Source organism: Prescottella sp. R16, assembly GCF_030656875.1.
Taxonomy (GTDB): Bacteria; Actinomycetota; Actinomycetes; order Mycobacteriales; family Mycobacteriaceae; genus Prescottella.
In genome coordinates this window covers 1,354,084-1,380,876 of record NZ_CP130943.1, presented here as the reverse complement: position 1 = coordinate 1,380,876, position 26,793 = coordinate 1,354,084, and the positions used below count along the sequence as shown (strand labels likewise).

Genomic DNA, 26,793 nt, shown 5'->3' with positions numbered 1-26,793 from the left:
TACTTCACAGTAACCTTTGCGCCCCGGCCCCGGAACCCCTCGACAGGAACCGGTTTCACCTGGTACAGGCATCCATCGCCGACTCGACATCACTCGTGACGACCAGACCGTCGAGCGCCCGCTGCGCCACGAAACCGCCCGGCTTCAGGCCCTCGAGCCAGTCCAGCAGCCCCCGGAAGTGGTCCACGGGATCGAGCAGCACGACGGGCTTGTCGTGTATGCCGAGATATCCGGCCGTCCACGTCTCGAACAGCTCCTCGAGCGTGCCGATCCCCCCGGGCAGCGTGACGAAGGCGTCGGCCCGCTCGTCCATGATCCGCTTGCGTTCACGCATCGTGTCGGTGACGATCAGCTCGTCGGCGTCGACATCGGCGACCTCCTTGTGCACCAACGCTTTCGGTATGACGCCGACGGTCCACGCCCCGGCTTCCCGGGCCGCGGTCGCGACCGCCCCCATCATCGAGACGTTGCCACCGCCGGACACCAGTTGCCAGCCGCGACGCCCGATCTCCGTCCCCACCTCGGCCGCCAGGGCCAGGTAGCGGTCGTCGACCGGTCCGGACGCGCAGTACACGCAGACCGCGAACTTGTCGCCGCTCACCACTCGTCCTCGTCGCCGAGCAGTGCCGCGGCGTCCGCACCCTGTTGGGCGTCGACGACGATGCGCACCGCCTCCTCGACACTGTCCGTGAGGTGGATGAGGTCGATGTCGCCGGGCGAGATCTTCCCGGTCCGTTCGAGAGAGGCCCGCAGCCAGTCCACGAGACCCGACCAGAACTCGGTGCCCATGAGCACGATCGGGAACCGGGTGATCTTGCGGGTCTGCACCAGGGTCAGGGCCTCGAACAGTTCGTCGAGAGTGCCGAAACCGCCGGGCATGCAGATGAACGCCTGCGAGTACTTGACGAACATCGTCTTACGGGCGAAGAAGTAGCGGAAGTTGACGCCGAGATCGACCCAGTCGTTGAGGCCCTGCTCGAACGGCAGCTCGATACCGAGGCCGATCGAGTAGCCGCCGCTCTCACTGGCGCCGCGGTTCGCGGCCTCCATGACGCCCGGTCCGCCCCCGGTGATGACGGCGTACCCGGCCGCGACGAGCGCCGCACCGAGTTCCCGGGACTGCGCATACTCCGTGGTCCCCTCGCCGGTGCGCGCCGAACCGAACACGGTGACCGCCCGCGGCACCTCCGCGAGCGCGCCGAAGCCCTCGACGAATTCGCTCTGGATGCGCAGCACCCGCCACGGGTCGGTGTGGACCCAATCGGTGGGACCACGCTGATCGAGCAGCCTGCGATCGGCGTTGGTGAACTCTTCCTTGCGGTCGCGCCGCAGCATCACCGGGCCGCGGTGCCGAACCGAGGCGTGCCCGTGCCGGGCCGCTCCGGCCTTCTTCTCTGGTGCCATGCGGCCAGGTTATGTGCTCACGCGGACAGGTAGCCGCGCAGCACCGCCGTGACGTCGGTGATCTGCCCCACCGGAACGTGCTCGTCGCGCTTGTGCGCGAGGTTCGGATCGCCGGGACCGTAGTTGACGGCCGGGATGCCGAGCGCCGAGAACCGGGAGACGTCGGTCCAGCCGTACTTGGCGCGGTACTGCCCCCCGGCCGCCTCGATCAACGCGGCGGCCGCAGGATGCGACAGCCCCGGCAGCGCGCCCGGCGAGGCATCGGTGACCTCGAAACCGAGGCCCAGTCCGTCGAACACGCCGTGCACGTGCCCGGTCGCCTGCTCGACACTGCGGTCGGGCGCGAAACGGAAGTTGACGTCCATGTCCGCGACATCGGGGACGACGTTGCCGGCGACGCCGCCGGCGATCCGGACCGCGGACAGGCCCTCGCGGTAGACACAGCCGTCGATGTCGATCGACCGCGCCTCGTACGCCGCGAGCCGCTCGAGCACCGGCGCGAACTTGTGGATCGCGTTGTCGCCGAGCCAGGAGCGAGCCGAGTGGGCGCGCGTCCCGGACGCCGTCAACCGCACCCGCAGCGTGCCCTGGCAGCCGGCCTCGATGAACCCGGCCGTCGGCTCCCCGAGGATCGCGACGTCGGCCCGCAGCCAGTCCGGTAGCTCGCGTTCGATACGGCCGAGCCCGTTGTACTGCGCCGCGATCTCCTCGCAGTCGTAGAAGACGAGCGTCAGATCGTGCGCGAGATCGGAGACGGTGGCCGCCAGGTGCAGGAACACGGCGTCACCGGACTTCATGTCGACGGTGCCGCACCCGTGCAGCAGGTCCCCGCGCTCGTCGACGGTGCGGCGGGACGGCACGTTGTCGGCGATCGGCACGGTGTCGAGGTGCCCGGCGAGCATCACCCGGCTCGGCAGCCCCCGGTTCGTGCGGGCGAGGACGGCGTTGCCGCTGCGGACCACCTCGAAACCGGACGTCTGTTCCCGCAGCGCCGCCTCGACGGCGTCGGCGATGACGTTCTCGTCCCGGGACACGCTGGGAATGTCCACCAGAGCGGCAGTGAGATCGATGGGGTCGGCGTGCAGATCGAGGAGGCTCACCGGTCCAGCGTAGGCCGTCGCGTACCCTGGATCCCCGTGAGTGCACAGGGAGCAACTGCAGTAGGCGTCGCCAACGTGACCGCGTCGGGCACGGTTCTCGACACCTGGTACCCGGCCCCCGAACTGGGTGAGTACCAGGACAACGGGACCGTCGCACTCGAAGGCACCGACATCCCGTCCGACCTGGCGCTGCTCGCCGGCAAGGACGAGGCCCGCGAGGTCGACCAGGTGGTCGTCCGCACGACGATCACCGATCTGTCGGCTCCCCCGGTCGACGCGCACGACGCGTACCTGCGCCTGCACCTGCTGTCCCACCGCCTGGTCGCCCCGCACGGCGTCAACCTCGACGGACTGTTCGGGCTGCTGGCGAACGTGGTGTGGACCAACTTCGGCCCGTGCGCGGTGGACGGCTTCGAACTGGTGCGCTCGCGCCTACGGATCCGCGGCCCGGTCACCGTGTTCGGTGTCGACAAGTTCCCGCGCATGGTCGACTACGTCGTGCCGTCGGGTGTCCGCATCGCCGACGCCGGACGGGTCCGTCTGGGCGCCCACCTCGCGAGCGGCACCACCGTCATGCACGAGGGCTTCGTGAACTTCAACGCCGGCACGCTCGGCAACTCGATGGTCGAGGGCCGAATCTCGGCGGGCGTCGTCGTCGGTGACGGCTCCGACGTCGGTGGCGGCGCCTCGATCATGGGCACCCTGTCGGGCGGCGGCAAGCAGGTCATCTCGGTCGGCGAACGCTGCCTGCTCGGCGCCAACGCCGGTCTGGGTATCTCGCTCGGCAACGACTGCGTGGTCGAGGCCGGCCTGTACGTGACCGCCGGCACCAAGGTCACCGGCCCGGACGGCACCGTCGTCAAGGCCGCCGACCTGACCGGGCAGTCGAACATCCTCTTCCGCCGCAACTCGGTGTCGGGCACCGTCGAGGTGGTCCCCCACAAGGGCACCGGTGTGGAGCTGAACGCGGCACTGCACGCCAACGACTAGTGAGCGACAGCGAGACCCCGACCACGCTCGGGCACGGCCTCCAGGTCCGCCATCTGACGATGATGGGCCTGGGGTCCGCCATCGGCGCCGGACTCTTCCTCGGTACCGGCGTCGGGATCTCGAAGGCCGGCCCGGCCGTCCTGGTCTCCTACGTCCTCGCCGGTTTCGTCGTGGTGTGCGTAATGCGCATGCTCGGCGAGATGGGCGCGGCCGTGCCGGCGAGCGGATCGTTCGCGCACTACGCGCGCATCGGCATCGGCGACTGGGCCGGCTTCACGATGGGCTGGCTGTACTGGTTCATGCTGATCATGGTGCTGGGCGCCGAGATCACCGGCGCCTCCGCGATCGTGAACGACTGGCTGCCGGGCATCCCACAATGGGTGATCGCGCTGGTGTTCGTGACGTTCTTCGCGGTCGTCAACCTCGCGAAGGTCAGCAACTTCGGCGAGTTCGAATTCTGGTTCGCGGCCCTGAAGATCGCTGCGATCATCGGATTCCTCGTCGTCGGTGTGCTGCTCGTGTTCGGCCTGCTGCCCGGCACCGACCCCGTCGGGTTCACACATTTCCTCGGCGACGGCGGCTTCATGCCCAACGGCTTCGCCGGTATCGCCGCCGGCCTGCTCGTCGTGGCGTTCGCGTTCGGTGGCATCGAGATCGTCACGATCGCGGCCGCCGAGTCGAAGGACCCGGAGCGGGCCATCGGCACCGCGGTCCGCAGCGTCATGTGGCGGATCAGCGTCTTCTACGTCGGCGCGATCGCGATCATGGTGTTCCTGCTGCCGTGGAACGATCCCGAACTGGTCGACAGCCCGTTCGTCGCCGTCCTCGAGCTCGCGAACATCCCGTACGTGGCCGGGCTGATGGAACTCGTCGTGGTGATCGCCCTGCTGTCGGCGTTCAACGCGAACGTCTACGGCACCTCCCGCATGGCGTTCGCACTGGCCCGCCGCGGTGACGGACCGAAGGCGCTCGGCACCCTGTCCAAGTCCGGGGTGCCCACCAACGCGGTGCTCCTGTCGGTGTTCTTCGGGTTCGTCAGCGTCCTGCTCAACTGGCTGCTCCCCGATTCGCTGCTCGGCATCCTGCTCAACGCGGTCGGGGCGGCTCTGCTGGTGATCTGGGTGTTCATCGTGGTCGCGCACCTGCGGCTGCGACGGCCGCTCGAAGCCGAGGGAAAGCTCTCGGTGCGGATGTGGCTGTTCCCGTACCTGAGTTATCTCACGTTGGCACTGCTGGCAGCGTTCGTGGTGCTCATGGCCTTCGACGACGACGCCCGCAAACAGCTGATCTCCACGACCGTGCTGTTCCTGGTGATCCTCGCCATCGCCCTGGTCCACGGGCGCCGGAAGGCATCGGCCGGAACGGGCACAGCGGACGCTCCTGCGGCGTAACGTCGGCGATCATCGCCGCCGCCCGCAGGAGGAAGCCCGTTGAGTTTCATCGTCGTCGACCGGCCCCGCGACAACATCGCACTGGTGACCCTGAACCGCCCGGACCGGATGAACGCGATGGCGTTCGACGTGATGGTCCCGTTCCGGGAAGCCCTCGAGGAGATCAGCAACGACAACGCGGTGCGGGCCGTCGTGGTCACCGGCGCCGGCCGCGGTTTCTGTTCGGGCGCCGACCAGACCTCGGCCGGACCGGTTCCGCACACCGACGGGTTGACCCGTCCCACGGTGGCGCTGCGGTCGATGGAACTGCTCGACGACGTCGTCCTGACGCTGCGGAAGATGCATCAGCCGGTGATCGCGGCGGTGAACGGTGCCGCGATCGGCGGCGGATTCTGCCTGTCGATGGCCGCCGACATCCGGCTCGCCGCCCCGGAGGCGTACTTCCGGGCGGCCGGGATCAACAACGGCCTGACGGCCAGCGAACTGGGTCTGAGCTATCTGCTGCCGCGGGCGATCGGGGCGTCCCGGGCGTTCGAGATCATGCTCACCGGGCGGGACGTCGACGCCGACGAGGCCGCCCGCATCGGGCTCGTCTCCCGCATCGTCGCCGGCGAGGACCTGCTCGAGGAGGCTTTCGATCTCGCGCAGCAGATCGCGAAGTTCTCCCGCCCCGGCGTCGAACTCACCAAACGCACCCTGTGGTCGGGGCTCGACGCGTCGTCGCTCGCCCAGCACATGAACCAGGAAGGGCTCGGCCAGCTGCTGATCCGGCTGCTCACCGACAACTTCGAGGAGGCCACGGCCGCACGGCGCGAGAAGCGGGAGCCGATGTTCCGCGACGCGCGGTGACGGCCGGGCCCGCGGCGGCATCGCACCGTTGACACATTAAGGACTCACCCTTAACGTGCATGGTGTGACCCGCACCACTTCCCGCCACGCCATGATCGAGGCGGCCGAACGGATCGTCGCCGAGCGCGGCCTACCGGCGCTGACCCTCAAGGAGGTGCAGCTCGTCGCCCGCCAGGCCAACAAGTCGGCCGCCACCTACCATTTCGGGTCCCGCGACGGACTGCTCGACGCCGTCGTCGAACTGCGCATGACGCCCGCCGACACCCGCCGCCGGGCCATGCTCGACGACCTCGATGCGTCCGGCACGGCCCCCACGATCCGCGCCGCCGTGGAGGCCCTCGTGCTGCCCCTGGCCGCGGAAACCCTCTACCGGGACGGCAGCTGCTACGCCCGGTTCCTCGCGCAGGCGATGTTCGATCCGGCACTCGCCGACACGATCCGGAAACACCTTCGCGCGGAAAGCTATCGGCGGGTGGAATACCTGCTGTCCGACCTGTGCCCCGCCCCGGACGAGGTCGCGTCGTGGCGCACGGACAACGTCGTCCTCCTCACGATGGCGTCTCTCGCGGCACGTGAGGGCACCGATCGCACGCCTGCGCAGACCGCGGCGATCGTCGCCGACCTGATCGACACGTGCGTCGCCGTGCTCGAGGCCCCCACATCCGTTCCACACAGCACTCCAGATCCGACGGAACAGACCGATCCCCAAGGAGTTTCGCTATGACCACGTCCGCCGATCCCGGCATCTTCCGGACCTTCATCGAACCGCGCCCGACGGACCCGCTCTACGCCGTGGGCCCGCTCGTCGCGCGACGCACCACCGAGTCCGCCGACGATCGTCCCTACGAGCTGTTCTCGCTCACCCCGAAGACCCCGACCATCGGCGCCGAGATCTCCGGGATCCGGCTGACCGGCGACCTGTCCGACGACGTGTTCGCCGAGCTCCGTCGGGCACTGCTCGAGTGGAAGGTGCTGTTCTTCCGGGACCAGGACATCGACCGCGCCGAGCATCGCGCGTTCGCCGCCCGCTGGGGCGAGTTGGAACAGCACCCGTTCTTCAAGTACACCCAGCCCGGGCAGAGCGACGCGGATGTCGCGACCCTCGCGAAGGATGCGATGGCGGCCGGCGTCGAGAACATGTGGCACAACGATGTCACCTGGCACGAATTCCCCTCCTTCGCAGCGGTTCTGCGCGGCGTCGAGGTTCCAGAAGTGGGCGGCGACACGCTGTGGGCGGACACCGGAGCGGCCTACGACCTCCTTCCGGAGGACCTCCGGGCACGTATCGACCACCTCGAGGCCGAGCACGACTGGATCAACTCGTTCGGCCGCGGTATGCCGGCGGAGACCGTCGAGATGCTCCGTCCGGCGTTCCCGCCCGTCACACATCCGGTGGTGCGGGTGATCCCCGAGACCGGGCGCCGCGTGCTGTTCGTCAATTCGATCTTCACACAGCGCATTCTCGGTGTGTCCGAGGAGGAGTCCAACGACCTCCTGCGCATGCTGTACCGCCACGTCCAGCGGCCGGAGTTCCAGGTGCGTCTCCAGTGGCAGCCCGACACGATCGCGTTCTGGGACAACCGCACCTGCCAGCACTACGCCTCCAGCGACTACTTCCCCGCCCGCCGTGTCATGGATCGCATCTCGATCGTGGGTGACAAGCCCGTCGGCGTCACGTCCTGACGCCGGCGCTCACTCCTCGGGGCCGACACGGACCACGAGCTTCCCGAAGTTCGTGCCGTGCAACATCCCCAGGAACGCTTCGGGCGCGTTCCCGAGTCCGTCGACGACGTCCTCCCGGTACTTCAACCGTCCTTCGGACAGCCACCGGGAGGCGTCGCGTTCGAAGTCCGCGTACATCTCCCGGACGAATTCGGACTGGATGAAACCGCGAACGGTGAGGCTCTTCGTGAGGATCAGCCCCATGAAGGCCGGGAGCCGGTCCGGCCCCTCCGGAGCGGTCGCAGCGTTGTACTGGGACACCAACCCGCACACCGGGATCCGCGCGTACAGATTGAGCAGCGGCAACACCGCCGCAGTGACCGGGCCGCCCACGTTCTCGAAGTAGACGTCGATGCCGCCCGGCACCGCGGCCCGCAACTGCTCGGCGAAATCCGGTGCGCGGTGGTCGATCACGGCATCGAACCCGAGTTCGTCGCGCACATACGCGCACTTGTCGGGTCCGCCGGCGATGCCGACGGCGCGGGCCCCATGGATCTTCGCGATCTGCCCCACCGCGGATCCGACCGGGCCGGCCGCAGCCGCGACGACGACGGTTTCGCCGGGCTGCGGCCGTCCGATCCGCAGCAGTCCCGCGTAGGCGGTGAAACCGGGCATCCCGAGCACACCCAGGGCGGTGGACAACGGGGCCGCGTCCGGATCGAGGAGACGAACCGAGCCGGCGTCGGCCACCGCGTGGGTCTGCCATCCGCTGTAGGACAGGACGTACGACCCGGAAGGGACGTCGGGGCTGCGTGATTCGACGACCTGCGCGACGACGACGCCGACCATGACCTCGCCCACCTCGACCGGGTCGGCGTACGATTCGGCGGCACTCATCCGCCCCCGCATATACGGGTCGAGCGACAGGTACACGGTGCGCAGCAGCACCTGCCCGTCGGACAGTTCAGGCAATTTCGTTGTCTCGGTACGGAAGTTGCCGGGATTCGGCTCTCCGTCCGGTCTCGAGGCGAGAACGATTCGGGTACTCGTGACAGCACTCATTCCCCGACCGTACGCCGCTGCGACAGGTCGGCGGATAGGGTCGGGACCATGACCGACATTCGCAGAGTCACCGTGCTGGGAGCCGGCGTCCTCGGCTCGCAGATCGCATTCCAGACGGCGTTCGAGGGATTCGACGTCACCTCGTTCGACATCGACGACAAAGCCCTCGACGCGGCCCGCGAACGATTCGCGGGCCTGGCCGACACGTACCGGCGCGAAGTGTCCGGTGCCGACGACGACCGGGTCACCGACGCCCTGGGTCGCATCGCGTCGACATCGGATCTCGAGGCGGCGGTCGCCGAGGCGGACCTGGTGATCGAGGCGATCCCGGAGATCCTCGAACTCAAGCAGGACACCTACCGGCGGATCGGTGCGGCCGCACCCGAGAAGACGATCTTCGCGACCAACTCGTCGACGCTGTTGCCGAGCGATCTCGCGGACTCGACCGGACGACCCGACCGCTTCCTGGCCCTGCACTTCGCCAACCGTGTGTGGCAGTTCAACACCGCCGAGGTGATGGGCACCGACCGCACCGACCCGGCCGTGTTCCGCGAAGTCGTGGAGTTCGCGTCCGAGATCGGGATGGTGCCGATCGAGATCCACAAGGAGAAGGCCGGATACGTCCTGAACTCGCTGCTCGTACCGTTCCTCAACTCGGCGGCAGCCCTCGCCGCCGGCGGCTACGCGTCCCCCGAGGACGTCGACAAAACCTGGAAGATCGCCACCGGCGCACCGCTGGGACCGTTCCAGATGCTCGACATCATCGGCCTGACGACCCCCTACAACATCATGGTCCACGGTGACGCGTCGGCACAGAAACTCGCCGCATGGCTCAAGGAGAACTACATAGACAAGGGCAAGCTCGGCGTCGCCTCCGGTGAGGGGTTCTATCGGTACTAGGCGCCGGCGGCGTCTAGAGCAGTTTCTTCTGCACCTTGCCCATGGCATTGCGGGGCAGGGTGTCCACGATCCGTACTTCGCGTGGCCGTTTGTGTGCGGACAGGTGTGTTGCGACGTGGTCGATCAAGGTCGCCTCGTCGAACCCCGCTCCGACGACGAAGGCGACGATCCGCTGCCCGAGGTCGGGGTCGGGCAGTCCGACGACGGCAGCCTCCCGCACTCCCGGGTATCCGAGCAGCGCGGTCTCCACTTCGCCTGCGCCGACCCGGAATCCACCGGTCTTGATGAGGTCGGTGGAGGCGCGTCCGACGATCCGGTGGAAGCCACCGGAGTCGACGGCGGCGACGTCGCCGGTGACGAACCAGCCGTCGTCGGTCCAGGACTCCGCGGTGGCGTCGGGGCGGTTCAGGTAGCCGTCGAACAGCATCGGGCCGCGCACCTGGAGGCCGCCGATGCTCTCCCCGTCGTGCGGGACGTCGTTGTCGTTCTCGTCGCGCAGCCGGGTCTCGACGCCGCGGACCGGCAGGCCGACCCAGCCGGGGCGGCGTTCGCCGTCGACGCGGGTGCTGAGGGTGAGCATGGTTTCGCTCATGCCGTAGCGCTCGATCGGGGCGTGGCCGGTGAGTGTGTGGAGTTTCTCGAACACCGGGACGGGGAGCGGCGCACTGCCGGACACCAGCAGCCGCGCGGTGCCCAGAGCACGGGCGGAGTCCGCGTCGTCGGCGATCCGCGACCACACGGTCGGCACTCCGAAGAACAGGGTGCCGTCGGCTCGCGCGGCCTCGGCGTATGCCTGCGGTGTCGGCGCGACGGTGTGGACCAGGCGGCTGCCGACCCGCAGCGGCCCCAGGACACCGAGGATCAGCCCGTGCACGTGGAACAGCGGAAGACCCTGCACCACAGTATCCTTCGGCGTCCATGCCCAGGCCTCGGCGAGTGCGTCGATACCGGCGGCGATCGCGCCGCGGCTCAGCAACACTCCCTTCGGGGCGCCGGTCGTCCCGGAGGTGTACAGCACGAACGCGGTCGCCGACGCCGGCGGTTCGGGGTGGGTGTGCCAGTCGCGGGCGTGCAGCCGCACCGGCACCACCGGCAGCGTCGACCCGTCGGGCGCCTGCCCGAGCCACGCCTGCGCGCCGGAGTCGGTGAGGATGTGGGTGACCTCGGCGGGACCCGAATCGGGCGGCACCGGCACCACCGTGACGCCGGCGAGCAGCGCCCCGACCACCGCGATCACCGTGGACGGGGTCGGCGTCGCCAGAACCGCGACCCGGCGCGCCCCGGCCAGACGTTTGGCCAGAGCTCCGGCGGCACCGAGGATGTCGGTACGCGAGAGCGTGGTGTCGCCGATCCGGACGGCGTCGGGCATGTCGTCGCCGCGCGCGACGGCCAGCGGGTTCAACGAGGTGAGCAGCACGACGCCCACCCTCTCATACCGGTCAGTCCCGGGTGAGCGTCGAGCGGAGGAAGAACCGCAGGTTCGACGGGCGTTCGGCGAGTCGGCGCATGAAGTAGCCGTACCACTGGGTGCCGTACGGCACGTACACGCGCACGCGACGTCCGACGTCGACGAGCCGCACCTGCTCGAGGTCACGGATCCCGAACAGCATCTGATGCTCGAAACTGTCCGTACTCCTGCCGGTTTCCGCGAGCAGTGGTGCCACGGCGTCGATCATCGCCGGATCGTGGGTGGCGACCATCGGGTACCCGTCGCCGCCCATCAGGATGCGCAGGCACCGGAGATACGACGCGTCGACGTCGGCGCGGGACCGGTAGGCCACCGACTCCGGTTCGCGATACGCCCCCTTGCACAGCCGGATCCGGGACCCGGCACCGCCAAGGTCCCGGCAGTCGCCCTCGGTGCGCCGCAGGTACGCCTGCAGGACCGCCCCGACCCACGGGAAGTCGGCACGCAGTTCCCGCACGATCGACAGCGTCGAATCGGTGCGGGTGTGGTCCTCGGCATCGACGGTCACCCGCACACCGTGTTCGCGGGCCGCCGTGCACAGGGTCCGGGCGTGGTCGAGCGCAACCTTCTCCCCGTCCCGCGGCAACGTCTGCCCCAGCGCCGACAGTTTCACCGACACCTCCAGCGGGTGCGTCCCGTCGAACCGTCCGGCAGGCAGTCGTCCCAGCACGGCGAGCAGTTCGAGGTAGGCGGCGACGGTGCCACGGGCCTGCTCCGCGTCGTGGACATCCTCCCCGAGGTGGTCGACGCTCACCGCGCGCCCGGACCCGAGCAGGGCCGATGCCGCCGCGGCCGCGTCGGACAGCGCCTCCCCCGCCACGAACCTGCGCACGATCGACTTCGTCACCGGCACCCGGGTCACCGCCTCCTTGACCCGGCCCGATCGGGCGGCCGCGAGGATCGCCGGTCGCAGCGGATTCGACAGCACCGACGGCGCCATCACGCGCCGCCCGGCCCCATGTGCGGATACCGGTGATCGGTGGGCGGGACGAACGTTTCCTTGATCGTGCGCGCCGACACCCACCGCAGCAGGTTCAGCGGCGAGCCCGCCTTGTCGTCGGTGCCGGACCCGCGGGCACCACCGAACGGCTGCTGCCCGACGACCGCCCCGGTCGGCTTGTCGTTGACGTAGAAGTTCCCGGCCGCGAACCGCAGTGCCGTCGAAGCCTGTTCGATCGCGGCCCGATCGGTGGCGACCACCGCGCCCGTGAGCGCGTACGGCGACGCGGCATCGACGGCGGCGAGCACGTCCGACCACGCGCCCGGTGCGGCGTCGTCGTACACGTGGATCGACAGGAGCGGTCCGAAATATTCGGTGGCCAGCGACTCGTCACCCGGATCGTCGACGAGCAGCACAGTGGGCCGGACGAAATAGCCGACGCTGTCGTCGTACGTGCCGCCGACCGCGATCTGCACCCCGGCCACGCCGCGGGCCCGTTCGATCGCGGCGACGCTCTTGTCGTAGGCGCGGCGGTCGATGAGCGCACCACCGAAGTTCCCGAGGTCGGTGACGTCCCCGTACGTGAGGGCGTCGACCTCGGCGAGGAAGTCGTCGCGCATCTTCTCCCACAACGACTTCGGCAGATAGGCGCGGGACGCGGCCGAGCACTTCTGTCCCTGGTACTCGAACGCGCCGCGGATCAGGAGGGTCGACAGGACCGCCGGATCGGCCGACGGGTGTGCGACGACGAAGTCCTTGCCGCCGGTCTCCCCCACCAGACGCGGATACCCGTGGTAGCGGTCGATGCCGGCGCCGACCTCCCGCCACAGGTGCCGGAACGTACGTGTCGAACCGGTGAAATGGATACCGGCGAGCCGCGGATCCTGCAGTGCCACATCGGATACCGCGAGTCCGTCGCCGGTGAGAAGATTGATCACTCCGGGCGGGAGTCCCGCGGCCTCGAGCAGGCGCAGGGTCCAGTAGGCGGCGAGGGACTGCGTGGGCGACGGCTTCCAGATCACCGTGTTGCCCATAAGAGCGGGCGCCGTCGGCAGGTTCCCGGCGATCGCACTGAAGTTGAACGGGGTGATCGCGTACACGAACCCCTCGAGCGGCCGGTAGTCGAGCCGGTTCCACACCCCGGGCGACGAGATCGGCTGTTCGGCGAGGATCTGCCGGGCGAAGTGGACATTGAACCGCCAGAAGTCGACCAGCTCGCACGGGGCGTCGATCTCGGCCTGCTGCACCGACTTCGACTGGCCCAGCATCGTCGCGGCGGCGATCGTCTCCCGCCACGGCCCGGCCAGCAGATCCGCGGCCCGCAGCAGAATCGCGGCTCTCTCGTCGAACGGCAGTGCCCGCCAGGCGGGCGCGGCCGCAGCCGCAGCCTCGATCGCCGCGGCCGCATCGTCGTAGGTGGCATTGCCGATCGTGGCAAGTACCGACGAATGCCGGTGCGGCTGCACCACTTCCAGACGGGCTCCGGTGCCGCGACGGTCGGCTCCGCCGACGATGTGCGGAATGTCGATCGGCTCCGCCAGATGACGGCCCAGCGCGTCCTTCAACCGGGTGCGCTCGGGACTGCCCGGCGCGTACGACTGCGCCGGCTCGTTGTACGGCACCGGAACCTGCGTGACGGCATCCATGCTGCCCTCCTCAGCGTCAGCCAAAGACAACTGCAATCACGCTCAGGCTACGCCCGACAGCGCCCCCATGCCCCCGCAACAAGTGCGCGGAACGCGAGGAATCTGGACAGACGGCTCGCCGCGGCCACATCAGGCGGCTCGCCCAGCTACATCAGGCGGCTCGCCCAGCTACATCAGGCGGCTCGCCGCCGCGGCGATGCGTTCGTCCGATGCGGTGAGGGCGATCCGGACGTGCTGCCGACCCCGGGGGCCGTAGAAGTCGCCGGGTGCGACGAGGATGCCGCGGTCGGCGAACCAGTCGACGGTGGTGCGGCAGTCCTCGCCGCGGGTGGCCCACAGGTACAGGCCGGCCTCGGAGTCGTCGACGGTGAAGCCGGCGGCGAGGACAGCGGCGAGGAGGGTGTCGCGGCGGTGACGGTAGCGTTCCCGCTGCTCGGCTTCCTGCTCGTCGTCGTTCAGGGCGGCGGTCATGGCGGCCTGGATGGGCAGCGGCATGATCATGCCGGCGTGCTTGCGGATCTCGAGCAGTTCGGCGACCAGGGCCGGATCGCCGGCGACGAGTCCGGCCCGGTAGCTGGCGAGATTCGACGTCTTCGACAGCGACTGCATCACCAGCAGGCCGGTGTGGTCGCCGTCGCACACCCGCGGGTCGAGGAGGGAGACGGCCTCCCCACCCCAGTCGAGGCCCAGGTAGCACTCGTCGGACGCGACGATCGCGCCGCGTTCGCGGGCGAAGTCGACGACCTTGCGCAGATGCGGGACACCGAGCACCTTGCCGGTGGGGTTGGACGGGGAGTTGACGAAGATCAGTGCCGGCTTCTGCGGACCCAGCTGCGCGGTCCCGTCGGCACGCACCACCTGTGTGCCGGCGAGCAGTGCGCCCACCTCGTACGTGGGGTAGGCGACCTCGGGGATGACCACGAGATCGTTCGCGCCGAGCCCGAGGAGCTTCGGCAGCCACGCGATGACTTCCTTGGTGCCGAGCACCGGCAGGATCGCCGCCGGGTCGATACCGGTGGTGCCGTAGCGCCGGGCGAGCGCCGCGGATGCCGCCTCACGCAGTTCGACGGTGCCGTGCGTCGTCGGATATCCCGGCACGTCCGCGACCGACGCCAACGCCTCCCGGATCGCCGGGGCGACCGGGTCGACAGGGGTGCCGACGGACAGGTTCACGATTCCGCCGGGATGCGCGGACGCCGTCTCCTTCGCGGACGTCAGCGAGTCCCACGGAAAGTCGGGCAGGGTCTTGACTACAGAATGACGCGGCACTGATCTTCCTCGAACGTTTTCCGCTAGTCCTCGTTCATGGGCGGCAGCGCCTTGATCAGCGCGGCGTCGTAATCGACCTTGCCGAGCTTGGCGGCGCCACCAGGGGAACCGAGGTCGTCGAAGAAGTCGACGTTGGCAGCGACGTAGCCGCTCCACTGGTCCGGCACGTCGTCCTCGTAGAAGATCGCCTCGACGGGACACACCGGCTCACACGCACCGCAGTCGACACACTCGTCCGGGTGGATGTAGAGCATGCGGGCACCCTCGTAGATGCAGTCGACCGGACACTCCTCGATACAGGCCTTGTCCATCACATCGACGCACGGTTCTGCAATCGTGTAGGTCACTGCTGCGCTCCCTGCCTTTCTGGGCGACCGCCGGGTGTGGACACCCGGCGACATGCGGAACAACCAGTATGAAGCGCCCGCGATCCCTCCACCAGGTTAGGGTGCCCTACGGTCCGTTCCGTACCGGGTCAGTCGTCCCCGCGCTCGCGACGTACCATCCGCACGAGTTCACCGGCGAGACCGCCGAGTTCCCGCCGCCCGCACCACACCGCGCGCAGGCGCCGGTCGAGCGTGAGGCCCTCGACGTCGATCATCTTCAGTTCGCCGCTGCGGATCTGTTCCTCGACGGCGAGGGTGCTCATCACAGCGGGGCCGATGCCGGCGACGACGCTGGTCCGGATCGCGGCCGCGCTGCCCAGTTCCAGGAGTGGCGGGACGGCGTCGTACTCCTGGAGCGCCACGTCGAGTGTGGTGCGGGTGCCCGATCCCGGCTCGCGCACCACGAGCGGGGTCGCCGCCAGTTCCGCCACCGTCAAGCGTTTGCGGCGGCGGGCCCACGGATGCTCCGGATGCACGACGACGACGAGCCGGTCCCGCGCGACGGTCACGCTGTGCAGCGACCGTTGCGTCGTCATCCCGAGCGTCGTGGGCACCGTCGGCGATTCGACGAACCCGATGTCGCAGGCACCGGTCGCCAGCCGGTCGTACACCTGGGTGGAGTTGAGTACCTGCAGGTGCAGGGACACCTGCGGGTACCGGCTGCGGAAGCGTCCCAGCCAGCCCGGCACGAGATGGTCGGCGACGGTCATGCTGGCCCCCACCCGCAACTGTGCGACGCGTTCGGTCCGCAACCCTTCGGCGACGTCGAGCAGGTGCCCGGCCTCGGACAGGACCCGCCGCGCCCAGTGCGCGACGACGGTGCCCTCGGGGGTGAGGGTGGAACCGGTCGGGCGGCGCTGCAGCAGTGTCGTGCCGAACTGGCGCTCGATCTGCCGGATGGCGCGGCTCGCGTTCGGTTGCGCGATACCCGCCTGACGTGCTGCGGCGCTGAGACTTCCGTGATCGTCCACTCCGACGATCAACTCGAGTACGCCCAGATCGGGCCAGCGTCCGGCCATGCGCGCAGTATATGTCCCGAGTATCACTCATATCGATTTCATATGCCCCCATGTCGATCCGGGGTCTACTCGCACGGCGTCTCGCAGCCGAAGCTGGATTCCATGAGCAGCGAGATCGACCAACAGACCGAACGACCGAGCACCCCGATCGGCAGTGCACCGTCACGCGTGCAGAACGTCGTCGCGCCGCTGTTGCCGGGACTTGCGGTCGCCGTCGTGGCCACCGCCGTCGCGATGGGTGTCGGGCAGGTTCTGCCGACCGTCAGCCCGCTGCTGATCGCGATCGTGCTCGGCGCGGTCGCCGCGAACGTCGTACACCTTCCCGCCCGATGTCGCCCCGGGCTGACGTTCTCGTCGAAGAAGCTGCTGCGCGTCGGCATCGCCCTGCTGGGCCTGCAGTTGATGTTCAGCGACATCCTGGGCCTGGGCTGGGGTGTGATCGCGGTGGTCGTCGCGATCGTGGTTCTGGGCATCGCCGGCACCCTGTTCGCCGGCCGGCTCCTCGGCCTGTCGTGGACGCAGCGGCTGTTGATCGCGTGCGGGTTCTCGATCTGCGGTGCCGCGGCCGTGGCAGCCGTGGACGGCGTGGTCGACGCCGAGGAAGAGGAGGTGCTGACGGCCGTCGCGCTCGTCGTCATCTTCGGCACGCTGATGATTCCCGTCGTTCCCCTGCTGGCGTCGCTGCTCGGTCTCGACGACACCGTCGCCGGCATGTGGGCGGGCGGCAGCATCCACGAGGTGGCCCAGGTGATCGCGGCCGGCGGTGTGATCGGTGGCGGGGCGCTGGCGGTGGCGGCCGTCGTGAAACTGGCGCGCGTGGTGATGCTCGCGCCCGTGATGACGGCGATCAGTGTGTACCAGCGCCGGCGGGCACCCGAGGGCGCGAACGCGGGGACACTTCCCCCGCTCGTCCCGCTGTTCGTCGTCGCGTTCCTCGCATGCGCCGCACTGCGCTCGACCGGGGTCCTGCCCGATGTCGTCCTGGACATCGCCAAGTTCGCCCAGACCGCGCTGCTGACGGCGGCGATGTTCGCCCTGGGGACCGGGGTGCACATCGCCACCATCCGGAAGGTGGGCGCCCGGCCACTCGTCCTCGCGGCCGCATCCACCGTCTGGGTCGCGGCGATCGCCCTGGCCGGCGTCCTGCTGGTGAACTGACCGCTCAGAGCACCGGGATCGGGGCTCCGTCGCGCAGCGTGTAGTTCGTGAACCGTTCGCGGGCGGGGCGGCCGATGCCGTCGGCGATGGCCCGCAGTTCCGCGACCGTCTTCTCCGACCCGTGCTGCGATCCGGCCATCCGGGAGATGGTCTCCTCCATCAGGGTGCCGCCGAGGTCGTTGGCGCCGCCCTGCAGCATCGCCTGCGTTCCGGCGACGCCCAGCTTGACCCAACTGGTCTGGATGTTGGCGATCCGCCCGTGCAGCATGATCCGGGCGAGCGCGTGCGCGGCCCGGTTGTCGCGCTGCGTCGGACCGGGACGCGACGCCCCCGCCAGATACAGCGGCGCACTCTGGTGCACGAACGGCAGCAACACGAACTCGGTGAAACCGCCTGTCTCGTCCTGGATTCCACGGAGCACCCGCAGATGCCCCACCCAGTGCTCGGGCCGGTCGACGTGCCCGTACATCATCGTCGAACTCGATCGCAGGCCCACCCGGTGCGCGGTGGTGACGACGTCGATCCACGCCGACGCCGGCAGTTTGCCCTTGGTGAGCACCCAGCGGACCTCGTCGTCGAGGATCTCGGCGGCCGTGCCGGGGATGGTGTCGAGGCCGGCGTCCTTCAGTTCGACGAGCCAGTCGTGGATGCTCTGCCCGCCGCGGGACGCGCCGTTGACGATCTCCATCGGGCTGAACGCGTGCACGTGCATCGACGGCACCCGCCGCTTGACCGCGCGCACCAGATCGGCGTAGCCGGTGACCGGCAGCTCGGGGTCGATACCGCCCTGCATGCACACCTCGGTGGCGCCCGCGACGTGCGCCTCCCAGGCCCGGTCGGCCACTTCCTCGGCCGACAGGGTGAACGCGTCGGCGTCGCCCTTGCGCTGCGCGAACGCGCAGAACCGGCAGCCGGTGTAGCAGATGTTGGTGAAGTTGATGTTCCGGTTGACCACGTACGTGACGTCGTCTCCGACGGCGTCCTTGCGTAGCGCGTCGGCGAGCGCGACGACGGCCTCGAGACCGTCCCCGTCGGCGGTCGCGAGGGCGAGGTAGGCGTCGTCGGACAGACCTGCCGGGTCGCGTTCGGCGCTGCGCAGCGCGGACAGGACGTCGGTGTCGACGCGGGTGGGTGCGGCGCGGTCCAGTTCGAGGACCTGCTCGCGCACGGTCTCCCAGTCGCCGAACGCGCTGCCCAGATCCGAGCGGGTGTCGGTGTTGCGGCCGTCGGTGTCGATCTCGGTGTTCAGGTCGACGCGTCCCGACGACACCCACTCCTCGTCCGGTTCCTGCCACGGCAGGCCCGCCGGCGTCACACCGTCCCGCGCCAGACCGGTGTCCGGGTCGGCGAGGGCCCGCACGTGCGCCCCGATCCGCGGATCGATCCACGGGTGCCCGGCCAGCACGTACTGCGGCTGCGCGGCCGTCCGTTCGACGAGCGTGTACCCGGCCTCGGAGGTGACTGCAGCAAGGGCCTCGAGGTTCGGCCACGGGCGTTCGGGATTGACGTGGTCGGGGGTGAGCGGCGAGACGCCACCCCAGTCGTCGACACCGGCCCCGATCAGTGCCAGGCATTCGGCCTCCGACACCAGATTCGGCGGCGACTGGATCCGCATGCCCGGCCCCAGCAGCAGACGGGACACCGCGACGGCGGCGAGAAACTCCTCGAGATCCGCGTCCGGGGTGTCGCGCATCGCAGTGTCCGGCTTGGCGCGGAAGTTCTGCACGATCACCTCCTGCACGTGCCCGAACGACTTGTGCAGCTTGCGGATCGCCAGAATCGACTCGGCACGTTCCCGGACGGTTTCACCGATCCCGACGAGGATGCCGGTCGTGAACGGCACCGACAGCCGGCCCGCATCGGTGAGGGTGCGCAGACGCACCTCCGGATCCTTGTCGGGACTGCCGTGGTGGCACTCGCCCTTGTCGGTGAACAGGCGGGTCGACGTCGTCTCGAGCATCATGCCCATCGACGGTGCTACCGGCTTGAGCCGGGAAATCTCCTCCCAGCTCATGACACCCGGGTTGAGGTGCGGCAGCAGCCCTGTCTCCTCGAGGACGCGGATCGCCATCGCCCGCACGTAGTCGAGGGTGGAGTCGTAGCCGCGCTCGTCGAGCCACTGCTTCGCTTCGGGCCAGCGATCCTCCGGCCGGTCCCCGAGCGTGAACAACGCCTCCTTGCAACCCAATTCGGCACCACGGCGGGCGATGTCGAGGATCTCGTCGGGCTCGAGGTACATGCCCTGGCCGGCGGCCCGCAGCTTGCCGGGCACCGTGACGAACGTGCAGTAGTGGCACTTGTCGCGGCACAGCCGGGTGATCGGCACGAACACCTTCCGCGAATACGACACCGTCTTCGGTCGGCCCGCCGCCTCGAGGCCGGCGTCCCGCACCCGTGCCGCGGACGCACACAGATCCTCGAGATCGGTACCACGAGCCTGCAACAGCACGGTGGCCTCGTCGACGTTGAGCGTCGCCCCGTCCCGGGCCCGACGCAGGACCCGCCGCATCGCACTCGCGGACGGAGCCTCGGTGGGAACCGGCGGACTCGGCAGGATCGTGGACCGGTCGGTGTCATCGCTCGAGTGACTCACCCGACGATCATGCGCCACCGACCGGTCTCGCTGCCACCGCGGGTCTCACCGAATCGGTCTATCCGCGCGGGTAGTCCTCGTCGTCCGGGACACTCCGATGCTGTTCGACGGCGTCCGCCGGATTCACCTCGAGCGGAACATTCTGTGGGGACTCGTCGTCGTCCGACGTCGCCTCCTCCACCAGATCGGCCTCCGGAACGTCGACGGACGTCTCGGCTGCCGCATCGTCGGGGCCGATGTTCTCGGCATCGATCGACACCATCACGATCACCTCCCGTTCGAGCGGACTCGGACTGTCCCTTCCACCATAGGTCGTGCGGACCGGCGCAGCAGGCTGTCGACGCCATCGGCGCCGATCACGAACGCGCGATGCTCACACAGTCATCCCACGGTCACGGCCGCAGGGACGCTCGTTCGGCACTTTTCGATCGTCGTCCAGCTCAACCTCTGGGCCCGCCGGCGACGTAGACGACCTGACCGGACACGAAGCCCGCACCCTCACCGACGAAGAACGACGTCATGTTCGCGATGTCCTCCGGCCGACCCACACGCGCGACCGGAATCTCCGACGCCGCCCTCTTCTTGAACTCCTCGAAGTCCACCCCCATCCGGGCAGCAGTAGCAGCAGTCATCTCGGTCTCGATGAAACCCGGCGCGATCGCGTTCGCGGTGACCCCGTACCGACCCAACTCGAGCGCGAGGGTCTTCGTGAACCCCTGCAACCCCGCCTTCGCCGCCGAATAATTGACCTGCCCACGATTCCCCAACGCCGACACACTCGACAGATTCACGATACGACCGAACCTGGCCTCCACCATGTACTTCTGAGCCGCCCGAGTCATCAGGAACGACCCCCGAAGATGCACGTCCATCACCGCATCCCAGTCCTCGACCGTCATCTTGAACAAAAGATTGTCCCGAGTGACACCCGCATTGTTGACCAACACCGTCGGAGCCCCGAGCTCCGCCGCGATCCGCTCGACCGCAGCCCCCACCGACGCCTCGTCCCCGACATCCGCACCCACCGCCAACGCCGAACCACCGACAGCCTCGATCGCGGACACCGTCGCCGCACACGCAGACTCGTCGAGATCGACCACCGCGACCGCACACCCGTCCGACGCGAGCCGCACCGCCACCGCAGCACCGATCCCCCGCGCCCCACCGGTGACGATCGCAGTCCTACGTTCCTGAATCATGTTCGTTCCTTTCTTCACTTCTTCTCTGCAGGTAGCGTCCGGGGCCGCCGGGTCACGCCGCGACGAGCGCCACGGTCTCGGCGACCAACGCCGGCACGGTGCTCCCCTCGACTTCCACCGTGAATTCGACGGTGACCAGCGTCCCCTTGGGGGTCGTGGAGCACGTCACCGGCTTCGCTGCCGCCCTGATGCGGGAGCCGACAGGCACCGGGCTCGGGTAGCGAACCTTGTTGCAGCCGTAGTTCACTCGTGCCGACCCGAACGCGAAGGTGTAGAGGTCGGCGGCCAGCACCGGTAGCAGCGAGAGGGTCAGATACCCGTGTGCGATCGTCGTTCCGTAGGGGCCGGACGCGGCCCGTTCCGGATCGGTGTGGATCCACTGGTGATCCCCTGTGGCCTCGGCGAAGGTATCGATCCTGGCCTGATCGATCGTGAGCCAGGGGCCCGGTCCGATCACCCTTCCCAGCTGGTTGTGCACCTCGTCGGGAGTGTCGAAAGTCAGTACGGTCATGACTGTGGTCCACCTTTCCTATGTTCCGCTGCCGATTTCGTGCCGGTTCCTCACCTGCTGTGCTGCCGTGGCTACATGTAGCGGCCGCCGGTGACCTCGGCGACGGTGCCGGTCATGTAGGAGGACAGCTTCGAGGCGTAGAAGAGCGCGACCGATGCGACCTCTTCGGGCTCACCGGCCCGCTGCATCGGCACCTCGGACAGCTTCTGGTCCCAGACCTTCGCGGGCATCGCCTCGGTCATCGCAGTTCGGATGAGTCCGGGCTGGACGACGTTCACTCGCACACCGAGGTGGGCCACCTCCTTGGCGGCCGCTTTGGAGAGGCCGACGACGCCGGCCTTGGCCGCCGAATAGTTGGTCTGGCCGATGAAGCCGACCTTCCCGGAGATCGACGACAGGTTGATGATCGATCCCCCACCCGACGTACGCATGATGTTCGCGGCCAGACGAGTTCCGTTCCAGCAACCGCGGAGATGAACCTGGACGACGTCGTCGAACTGCTGCTCGGTCATCGTGCGCATGGTGGCGTCGCGGGTGATACCGGCGTTGTTGACCATCACGTCGAGTGAGCCGAACGAGTCGACCGCCGCGGACAGCAGCCCGGCGACGTCGGCCTCGGAGGTGACGTCGCAGTGGAGTCCGACGGCGGGAGTCGGCAACGATGCCGCAGCCTCCTCGGCTTTCGCACGGTCGAGGTCGCCGATGACGATGTTGGCACCGTGCTCGGCGAACGTACGGGCGATCGCAAGCCCGATTCCCTGTGCCGCTCCGGTGATTACGGCGGTGTGTCCTTCGAGCATCGTGGTCCTCGTCTTCTGTGCGTGATCGTTCTTCCGGTGGGGTGTGGGTGCCGACCCGGATCGACCCGTCGACGTCGTCGGTGCCGGATCGGCGAGCGGATTCATCGCGACATCCGGTTCTTCGCCTCCTTGACGACACCGCCTCCGATGATCAGGCGTTGGATCTCGCTGGTGCCCTCGTACAGTCGGAGCAAGCGCACGTCCCGATAGATTCGTTCGACGGGGACATCGCGCATGTAGCCGCTGCCTCCGTGGATCTGGACGGCCAGGTCGGCGACCTTGCCGACCATCTCGGTGCAGAAGAGCTTGGCCACCGACGGCGCGATCCGACGATCGGTGTTCTCCTCCCACGCCCGCGCCGCATCGCGCACCAGGGCACGGCCGGCCATCACACCGGTTTGCTGGTCGGCGATCATCGCCTGGACCAGCTGGAAGTCGCCGATGGGCGTGCCGCCCTGGGTGACCTCGGCTGCGTAGGCGACGGATTCGTCGAGCGCCCGCTGCGCCTGTCCCACCGCCAGCGCCGCGATGTGCACCCGCCCGCGTGCGAGCGAGGTCAGCGCCGCCCGGTAGCCGACGGCCTCGCTGCCGCCCACGAGCGAGGCTGCCGGTACCCGCACGCCGTCGAAGCGCACGTCAGCGGTCCAGGAGCCTTCCTGCCCCATCTTGCGGTCCTTCGCACCGACCGTGACACCGTCGGTGGCGGCCGGAACGAGGAAGACAGCGATACCGGCTCCGTCCTCCCCGGCCGGGCGGGTGCGGGCGAACACCATGAACAGGTCCGCGATCGGAGCATTGGTGATGAATCGCTTGTCACCGGTGATCACCCAGTCGTCGCCGTCCCGGACGGCCGTGGTGCGCAGCCCCGCAGGATTCGACCCGGCGCCGGGCTCGGTCAGCGCGAACGACGCAACGACCTCGCCCGAGGCGATCCGTCCCAGCCATGCCCGCTTCTGTTCGTCGGTACCGAAACCGACCAGCACCTGACCTGCGATGCCGTTGTTGGTGCCGAACATCGAGCGGAGCGACAGGCTGGTGTAGCCGAGCACCATCGCCAGCTCCACGTCCTGGACCAGGTTCAGGCCGAGCCCGCCCCACTGCTGTGGGATGGCGTAGCCGAACAACCCCATGTCCTCGGCGGCGGCGCGAATGTCCTCGGGGACCGCGTCGGCGTCGGCGATTTCCTGTTCACGGGGCAGGACCCGGTCGCGGACGAAGCCGCGGACCTGGTCGAGGACGTCGGCGAAAACATCCTCGGAGACATCGGAACCGAGTGTGATCATGACAACATGATCGTTGCCAGATTATGATCAGTCCAATATCTAGTTTGCATCGTATTGATACCCAATAAGGAATAATGAGGAGACCGGTGGACGTCGGGCAGTTGCGATACTTCCTCGCCGTGGCAGAGGAACTGCACTTCGGGCGGGCCGCGGACCGCCTGCACATCACGCAACCACCGCTCAGTCGCACGATCAAAGCCCTCGAACGAGAACTCGGGACGGTGCTGTTCGAGCGAAGCACCCGGTCGGTGAAGTTGACGTCGAGCGGCCGGGCACTGGTGGGCCCGGCCCGCGAAGCCGTCGACGCCATCCGGCGCGCAGAGGAATCCGTACGGTCGGCGGACGCAGGAGAGACAGGCCTGGTACGCGTCGCGTTCGCGGGAGTCTCGACGCACCCCCTGGTCGCCACGCTGGCCCGAACGGTGCGTTCGCAGCGCCCCGGGATCCAACTCGAACTGTCGAGTCAGAACTTCGCGCAGCCGGCGATGAAAAAACTCCTGCAGGGCGAGTCGGATATCGCACTGGGACGGTGGGACACCATCCCCGCGGAGGTGTCCGCGCGGGTGGTGATGAGGGACTCTCTCGTCGTGGCCCTCCCCGACAGCCACCGTCTGGCGGAGTCCCGACGGCTGACCGCGGACCAACTGGCCGGGGAACCGTTCGTCTCCCTGCCACCACACGAGGGCTCGGTGCTCTCGGACCGGTTACGGAAAATGGCGCAGGCCAACGGATTCGTCGCCGACATCGTGCAGATCGCACCGGACACACAGACGGCTCTGGCGCTCGTCGGCGCCGAGGTAGGGGGTCACCTGACGCTGGCGTCGGTCGCCCGGAACGTCTCCGATCCGCACGTGGTCTTCGTGCCGCTGGATACGGCGGCCGACGACGTCGACCTGCGCGCCGCATGGCACCGCGACGACCCCAACCCTGCCCTTCGAGCCGTCCTCCGCCTACTGCCCCGATAGGACAAGCGCAACTCCGCGACCGGACAGGGAAGTAGTCTCACCCCCGCGCGGCCGCCGTCAGCGACTCGAGCCGCACCCGGAACAGGTACAGGCACGCCGGCAGCAGTGCGGCCACGAACAGCAGCAGGGTGCGCCAGTCCTCGAACACCAGGACGTCGCCCCCCGGGCCGCCGAGGATGCACACGCCGAACCCGAACAACCAGCCGAACAGGGGTACCGCCGCGGCGAGGGCATTGTCGGTGAACTTGCGGGCACCGAGCACGAGCAGCAGATTCACGACGGCCGCCACCAGGATCGCCACCGGGAACGGCGTCGTCCCGAGATACGCGGGCAGGAACAGCACCGACAGCACGGCACACAGGAAGCCGTCGAACGTGAGCAACGCGAGCGTCGTACGAGACTCCGTCGCGGTCGGGGTGCCGGCGGTCTCGGTGTCGGCGGGCAGGCTCGGCGCGGTCATGACCCCGATGATCTCACGGCACCGGCGGATACCCGAGCGACGTCAGCAGGTCGCTCACCCAGTCCGCGAAGCCGTACACCGAACCGTAGTAGAGGTCGTGCCAGTTCATGCCCATGCCCTCACGCTCGATAATCAGTGGCGCGGGTCACAGCATACGGGAGCGTCGGTCCGGTAGCTTCTCCCGTCATGACGCTGCCGTACGCGGCCGCGGGGGGAAGTGTCGAACTGCGCTGCATTCTGCGTGCCGATCAGCCGAACCCGCGGTCCCTTCCACAACTCGTAGTGTTCGCATGCGCGATCGGGCTGCTCGTGATGCTCGTCGTCGGCCTGATCTATCCGCGATCACCGGAAATCTACTGGCCTGCCACCGTCGCGGTGGCCGTCGGCGCCACTGCGGTCCTGCACTTGCGCAACACCCGTCGGCTGCGCGCGAGGTACGACGCCAAACGCCTCGTCCTCTCGCCCACCGGCCTCACCCGGATCGACGCAGCCACGATCGTCGAGATCCCGTGGAACGGGCTCACCGGGGTGTGCGACGCCCCCGTCAACGTCGTCGCGGACCCGCCCTGGTGGATGAGCAGCCGGGCTCGCACGATCGGCAATGCCGCAACGGCGGCGCTACGAGCCGAGACGGCCGTCGTCCTCACCGGCCGTGGTGTGGTGCGTCCGGTTCCGGGCGCATCCCGGCGAATCCTCGCTGCACAGGATCAGGCTCTCGGCTCACGACTACAGGCCGGAGAGCCCTTCCACACGCCGGCCGCCACGATCAACGCCGCGGAGTTCGAGGAGCACTGGCGCACCGGCACCATCGGCGCCTGGGTGCACCGCTACCGTCCGGATCTACGACTCGGCTGACCGCTCACACGTCGATCCCGGCGAACAGGTCGGTCTCCCTACCGGAGTCGTCGACCGGTCCGGCCTGCCCGCGGACCAGCACGAAGTGCTCCTCCGCCAGGATCGGCTGGGCCACATCGTTCGAGAGGGCCATCGCGGTCTCCGACGCCGCCACCGCCACCTGGGTGGCATGGGCGCGCAGCGCCGCGATCTTCGCGTCCAGCACCGGCGACACGTCCACCGCCGCCGTCACCTCGACGTCCGGAACGCTCGGCAGCTCACCGGCTTCCGGCATCCGCCACCCGGCCGGGATCTCCCCGATCGCAGCCAGACCCGCATCCAGTGCGGACCGTTCGGTGACGGTCCAGTAGAACTTCGCGACCTCCCACGGATCCCCCGAACCGGGACACGACCCGGCACCGGACGCCTCGACCGCCGCGGTCGTGATGCGGTGTGCCCGAACATGATCCGGATGCCCATACCCGCCGACCGGATCGTAGGTGACGACGACGTGGGGCCGCAGTTCGCGGATCACCGCGACGAGCGCCCCGATCACCTCGTCGTCGTCCGAGTTGACGAAGGCTCGCGGATTCGCGGCCGACGGCGTCCCCGCCATGCCCGAGTCCCGCCACCGTCCGGCCCCGCCGAGGAACCGGGGCCCGGCGGCGCCCAACGCCTGCAGTGCCCGGGTGAGCTCGAGGATCCGGTAACCACCCAACTGGTCGGCCCGGTCGGCGACCAGTCCCGCCCACGCGTCGCCGATCACCTCCCCCTCCTCACCGAGCGTGCACGTCACGACGGTCACCTCCGCGCCGCCGGACGCGTACCGGGCGATGGTGCCGCCCGTCGTCAGCGTCTCGTCGTCGGGATGCGCGTGTACGAACAGGATTCGACGCGAACTCAC

General features: G+C 68.8%; 27 protein-coding genes. 9 read left to right on the top strand and 18 right to left on the bottom strand.

The genetic code is table 11. The annotated features are described in order from the left end of the window. Nucleotides 1-55 precede the first annotated feature (55 nt). From Q5696_RS06555 to dapE, 3 genes are read right to left on the bottom strand one after another with little or no spacing between them, the layout of a single operon-like run. Nucleotides 56-601 (bottom strand): LOG family protein, encoded by a 546-nt coding sequence (locus Q5696_RS06555; protein ID WP_370654875.1) that lies wholly within the window; start codon nucleotides 599-601, stop codon nucleotides 56-58. Then, entirely contained in the window at nucleotides 598-1,404 is an 807-nt protein-coding gene (locus Q5696_RS06550; RefSeq protein ID WP_305094387.1) for an LOG family protein, read from the bottom strand. The genes Q5696_RS06555 and Q5696_RS06550 overlap by 4 nt, the downstream gene beginning before the upstream one ends. 17 nt (nucleotides 1,405-1,421) lie before the next feature. Continuing rightward, nucleotides 1,422-2,504, bottom strand: coding sequence for a succinyl-diaminopimelate desuccinylase (dapE, locus tag Q5696_RS06545; protein WP_305094386.1), 1,083 nt, complete (start codon nucleotides 2,502-2,504; stop codon nucleotides 1,422-1,424). Nucleotides 2,505-2,540: 36 nt separating this feature from the next. On the opposite strand from dapE, the gene dapD reads away from it, so the two are divergent. From dapD to Q5696_RS06520, 5 genes are all read left to right on the top strand, one after another. Next, nucleotides 2,541-3,494: a 2,3,4,5-tetrahydropyridine-2,6-dicarboxylate N-succinyltransferase gene (dapD, locus tag Q5696_RS06540; RefSeq protein WP_305094385.1), complete on the top strand. Its 954-nt coding sequence runs from the start codon at nucleotides 2,541-2,543 to the stop codon at nucleotides 3,492-3,494. Between the two features lie 59 nt (nucleotides 3,495-3,553). Continuing rightward, nucleotides 3,554-4,885, top strand: a complete 1,332-nt coding sequence (locus Q5696_RS06535; protein WP_370654905.1) for an amino acid permease — start codon at nucleotides 3,554-3,556, stop codon at nucleotides 4,883-4,885. Nucleotides 4,886-4,924: 39 nt separating this feature from the next. Next, complete coding sequence (locus Q5696_RS06530) at nucleotides 4,925-5,734, top strand: enoyl-CoA hydratase (protein WP_305094383.1); 810 nt, start codon at nucleotides 4,925-4,927, stop codon at nucleotides 5,732-5,734. Nucleotides 5,735-5,798: 64 nt separating this feature from the next. After that, nucleotides 5,799-6,458, top strand: a complete 660-nt coding sequence (locus Q5696_RS06525; RefSeq protein WP_370654874.1) for a TetR/AcrR family transcriptional regulator — start codon at nucleotides 5,799-5,801, stop codon at nucleotides 6,456-6,458. Further along, the gene (locus Q5696_RS06520; RefSeq protein WP_305094382.1) at nucleotides 6,455-7,417 is read left to right on the top strand and encodes a TauD/TfdA dioxygenase family protein; all 963 of its coding nucleotides are present in this window, start codon (nucleotides 6,455-6,457) and stop codon (nucleotides 7,415-7,417) included. Before Q5696_RS06525 ends, Q5696_RS06520 begins: the two co-directional genes overlap by 4 nt. A gap of 9 nt (nucleotides 7,418-7,426) precedes the next feature. Here Q5696_RS06520 and curA read toward each other — a convergent pair whose 3' ends face one another. After that, on the bottom strand, nucleotides 7,427-8,458 hold the full coding sequence (gene curA, locus Q5696_RS06515) for an NADPH-dependent curcumin/dihydrocurcumin reductase (protein WP_305094381.1): 1,032 nt from the start codon (nucleotides 8,456-8,458) through the stop codon (nucleotides 7,427-7,429). A gap of 48 nt (nucleotides 8,459-8,506) precedes the next feature. Between curA and Q5696_RS06510 the strand changes: the two genes are divergently transcribed. Then, nucleotides 8,507-9,358: a 3-hydroxyacyl-CoA dehydrogenase gene (locus tag Q5696_RS06510; protein WP_305094380.1), complete on the top strand. Its 852-nt coding sequence runs from the start codon at nucleotides 8,507-8,509 to the stop codon at nucleotides 9,356-9,358. 13 nt (nucleotides 9,359-9,371) lie between these two features. Here Q5696_RS06510 and Q5696_RS06505 read toward each other — a convergent pair whose 3' ends face one another. The 6 genes from Q5696_RS06505 to Q5696_RS06480 form a co-directional block, all read right to left on the bottom strand. Further along, entirely contained in the window at nucleotides 9,372-10,775 is a 1,404-nt protein-coding gene (locus Q5696_RS06505; protein ID WP_305094379.1) for an acyl-CoA synthetase, read from the bottom strand. Between the two features lie 22 nt (nucleotides 10,776-10,797). Further along, nucleotides 10,798-11,766 (bottom strand): proline dehydrogenase family protein, encoded by a 969-nt coding sequence (locus Q5696_RS06500; protein ID WP_305095162.1) that lies wholly within the window; start codon nucleotides 11,764-11,766, stop codon nucleotides 10,798-10,800. Then, complete coding sequence (gene pruA / locus Q5696_RS06495; RefSeq protein WP_305094378.1) at nucleotides 11,766-13,412, bottom strand: L-glutamate gamma-semialdehyde dehydrogenase; 1,647 nt, start codon at nucleotides 13,410-13,412, stop codon at nucleotides 11,766-11,768. The genes Q5696_RS06500 and pruA overlap by 1 nt, the downstream gene beginning before the upstream one ends. Nucleotides 13,413-13,580: 168 nt before the next feature. Continuing rightward, nucleotides 13,581-14,681 carry a succinyldiaminopimelate transaminase gene (dapC, locus tag Q5696_RS06490; RefSeq protein ID WP_305094377.1) on the bottom strand — a complete coding sequence of 367 codons (1,101 nt, stop codon included), beginning with the start codon at nucleotides 14,679-14,681 and terminating at the stop codon, nucleotides 13,581-13,583. 23 nt (nucleotides 14,682-14,704) lie between these two features. After that, nucleotides 14,705-15,028, bottom strand: coding sequence for a ferredoxin (gene fdxA / locus Q5696_RS06485; RefSeq protein WP_305094376.1), 324 nt, complete (start codon nucleotides 15,026-15,028; stop codon nucleotides 14,705-14,707). A gap of 128 nt (nucleotides 15,029-15,156) precedes the next feature. Continuing rightward, nucleotides 15,157-16,086: a LysR family transcriptional regulator gene (locus Q5696_RS06480; protein WP_305094375.1), complete on the bottom strand. Its 930-nt coding sequence runs from the start codon at nucleotides 16,084-16,086 to the stop codon at nucleotides 15,157-15,159. Between the two features lie 102 nt (nucleotides 16,087-16,188). Between Q5696_RS06480 and Q5696_RS06475 the strand changes: the two genes are divergently transcribed. Then, nucleotides 16,189-17,244 (top strand): YeiH family protein, encoded by a 1,056-nt coding sequence (locus Q5696_RS06475; protein WP_305094374.1) that lies wholly within the window; start codon nucleotides 16,189-16,191, stop codon nucleotides 17,242-17,244. A 4-nt stretch (nucleotides 17,245-17,248) separates the two neighbouring features. Here Q5696_RS06475 and Q5696_RS06470 read toward each other — a convergent pair whose 3' ends face one another. The 6 genes from Q5696_RS06470 to Q5696_RS06445 all read right to left on the bottom strand — a co-directional run bounded on the left by Q5696_RS06470 (nucleotide 17,249) and on the right by Q5696_RS06445 (nucleotide 23,630). Beyond that, on the bottom strand, nucleotides 17,249-19,855 hold the full coding sequence (locus Q5696_RS06470; protein ID WP_370654873.1) for a bifunctional FO biosynthesis protein CofGH: 2,607 nt from the start codon (nucleotides 19,853-19,855) through the stop codon (nucleotides 17,249-17,251). Nucleotides 19,856-19,895: 40 nt separating this feature from the next. Continuing rightward, a complete protein-coding gene (locus Q5696_RS06465; protein WP_305094373.1) occupies nucleotides 19,896-20,099 on the bottom strand; it encodes a hypothetical protein in 204 nt (67 codons plus the stop codon). Nucleotides 20,100-20,277: 178 nt separating this feature from the next. Beyond that, nucleotides 20,278-21,036 carry a 3-oxoacyl-ACP reductase FabG gene (gene fabG / locus Q5696_RS06460; protein WP_305094372.1) on the bottom strand — a complete coding sequence of 253 codons (759 nt, stop codon included), beginning with the start codon at nucleotides 21,034-21,036 and terminating at the stop codon, nucleotides 20,278-20,280. Between the two features lie 52 nt (nucleotides 21,037-21,088). Beyond that, nucleotides 21,089-21,547: a MaoC family dehydratase gene (locus Q5696_RS06455; RefSeq protein WP_305094371.1), complete on the bottom strand. Its 459-nt coding sequence runs from the start codon at nucleotides 21,545-21,547 to the stop codon at nucleotides 21,089-21,091. Nucleotides 21,548-21,618: 71 nt separating this feature from the next. Then, nucleotides 21,619-22,347, bottom strand: coding sequence for a 3-oxoacyl-ACP reductase FabG (gene fabG, locus Q5696_RS06450; protein WP_305094370.1), 729 nt, complete (start codon nucleotides 22,345-22,347; stop codon nucleotides 21,619-21,621). A gap of 101 nt (nucleotides 22,348-22,448) precedes the next feature. Beyond that, entirely contained in the window at nucleotides 22,449-23,630 is a 1,182-nt protein-coding gene (locus Q5696_RS06445) for an acyl-CoA dehydrogenase family protein (RefSeq protein WP_305094369.1), read from the bottom strand. An 86-nt stretch (nucleotides 23,631-23,716) separates the two neighbouring features. Between Q5696_RS06445 and Q5696_RS06440 the strand changes: the two genes are divergently transcribed. After that, nucleotides 23,717-24,595, top strand: a complete 879-nt coding sequence (locus Q5696_RS06440; RefSeq protein ID WP_305095160.1) for a LysR substrate-binding domain-containing protein — start codon at nucleotides 23,717-23,719, stop codon at nucleotides 24,593-24,595. A gap of 37 nt (nucleotides 24,596-24,632) precedes the next feature. Here the strand turns inward: Q5696_RS06440 and Q5696_RS06435 are convergent, their stop codons facing one another. Beyond that, nucleotides 24,633-25,055: a hypothetical protein gene (locus Q5696_RS06435; RefSeq protein ID WP_305094368.1), complete on the bottom strand. Its 423-nt coding sequence runs from the start codon at nucleotides 25,053-25,055 to the stop codon at nucleotides 24,633-24,635. A 186-nt stretch (nucleotides 25,056-25,241) separates the two neighbouring features. On the opposite strand from Q5696_RS06435, the gene Q5696_RS06430 reads away from it, so the two are divergent. Next, entirely contained in the window at nucleotides 25,242-25,910 is a 669-nt protein-coding gene (locus Q5696_RS06430) for a hypothetical protein (protein ID WP_305094367.1), read from the top strand. Nucleotides 25,911-25,914: 4 nt separating this feature from the next. On the opposite strand, the gene mshB is transcribed toward Q5696_RS06430, so the two are convergent. Continuing rightward, nucleotides 25,915-26,793 (bottom strand): N-acetyl-1-D-myo-inositol-2-amino-2-deoxy-alpha-D-glucopyranoside deacetylase, encoded by an 879-nt coding sequence (mshB, locus tag Q5696_RS06425; protein WP_305094366.1) that lies wholly within the window; start codon nucleotides 26,791-26,793, stop codon nucleotides 25,915-25,917.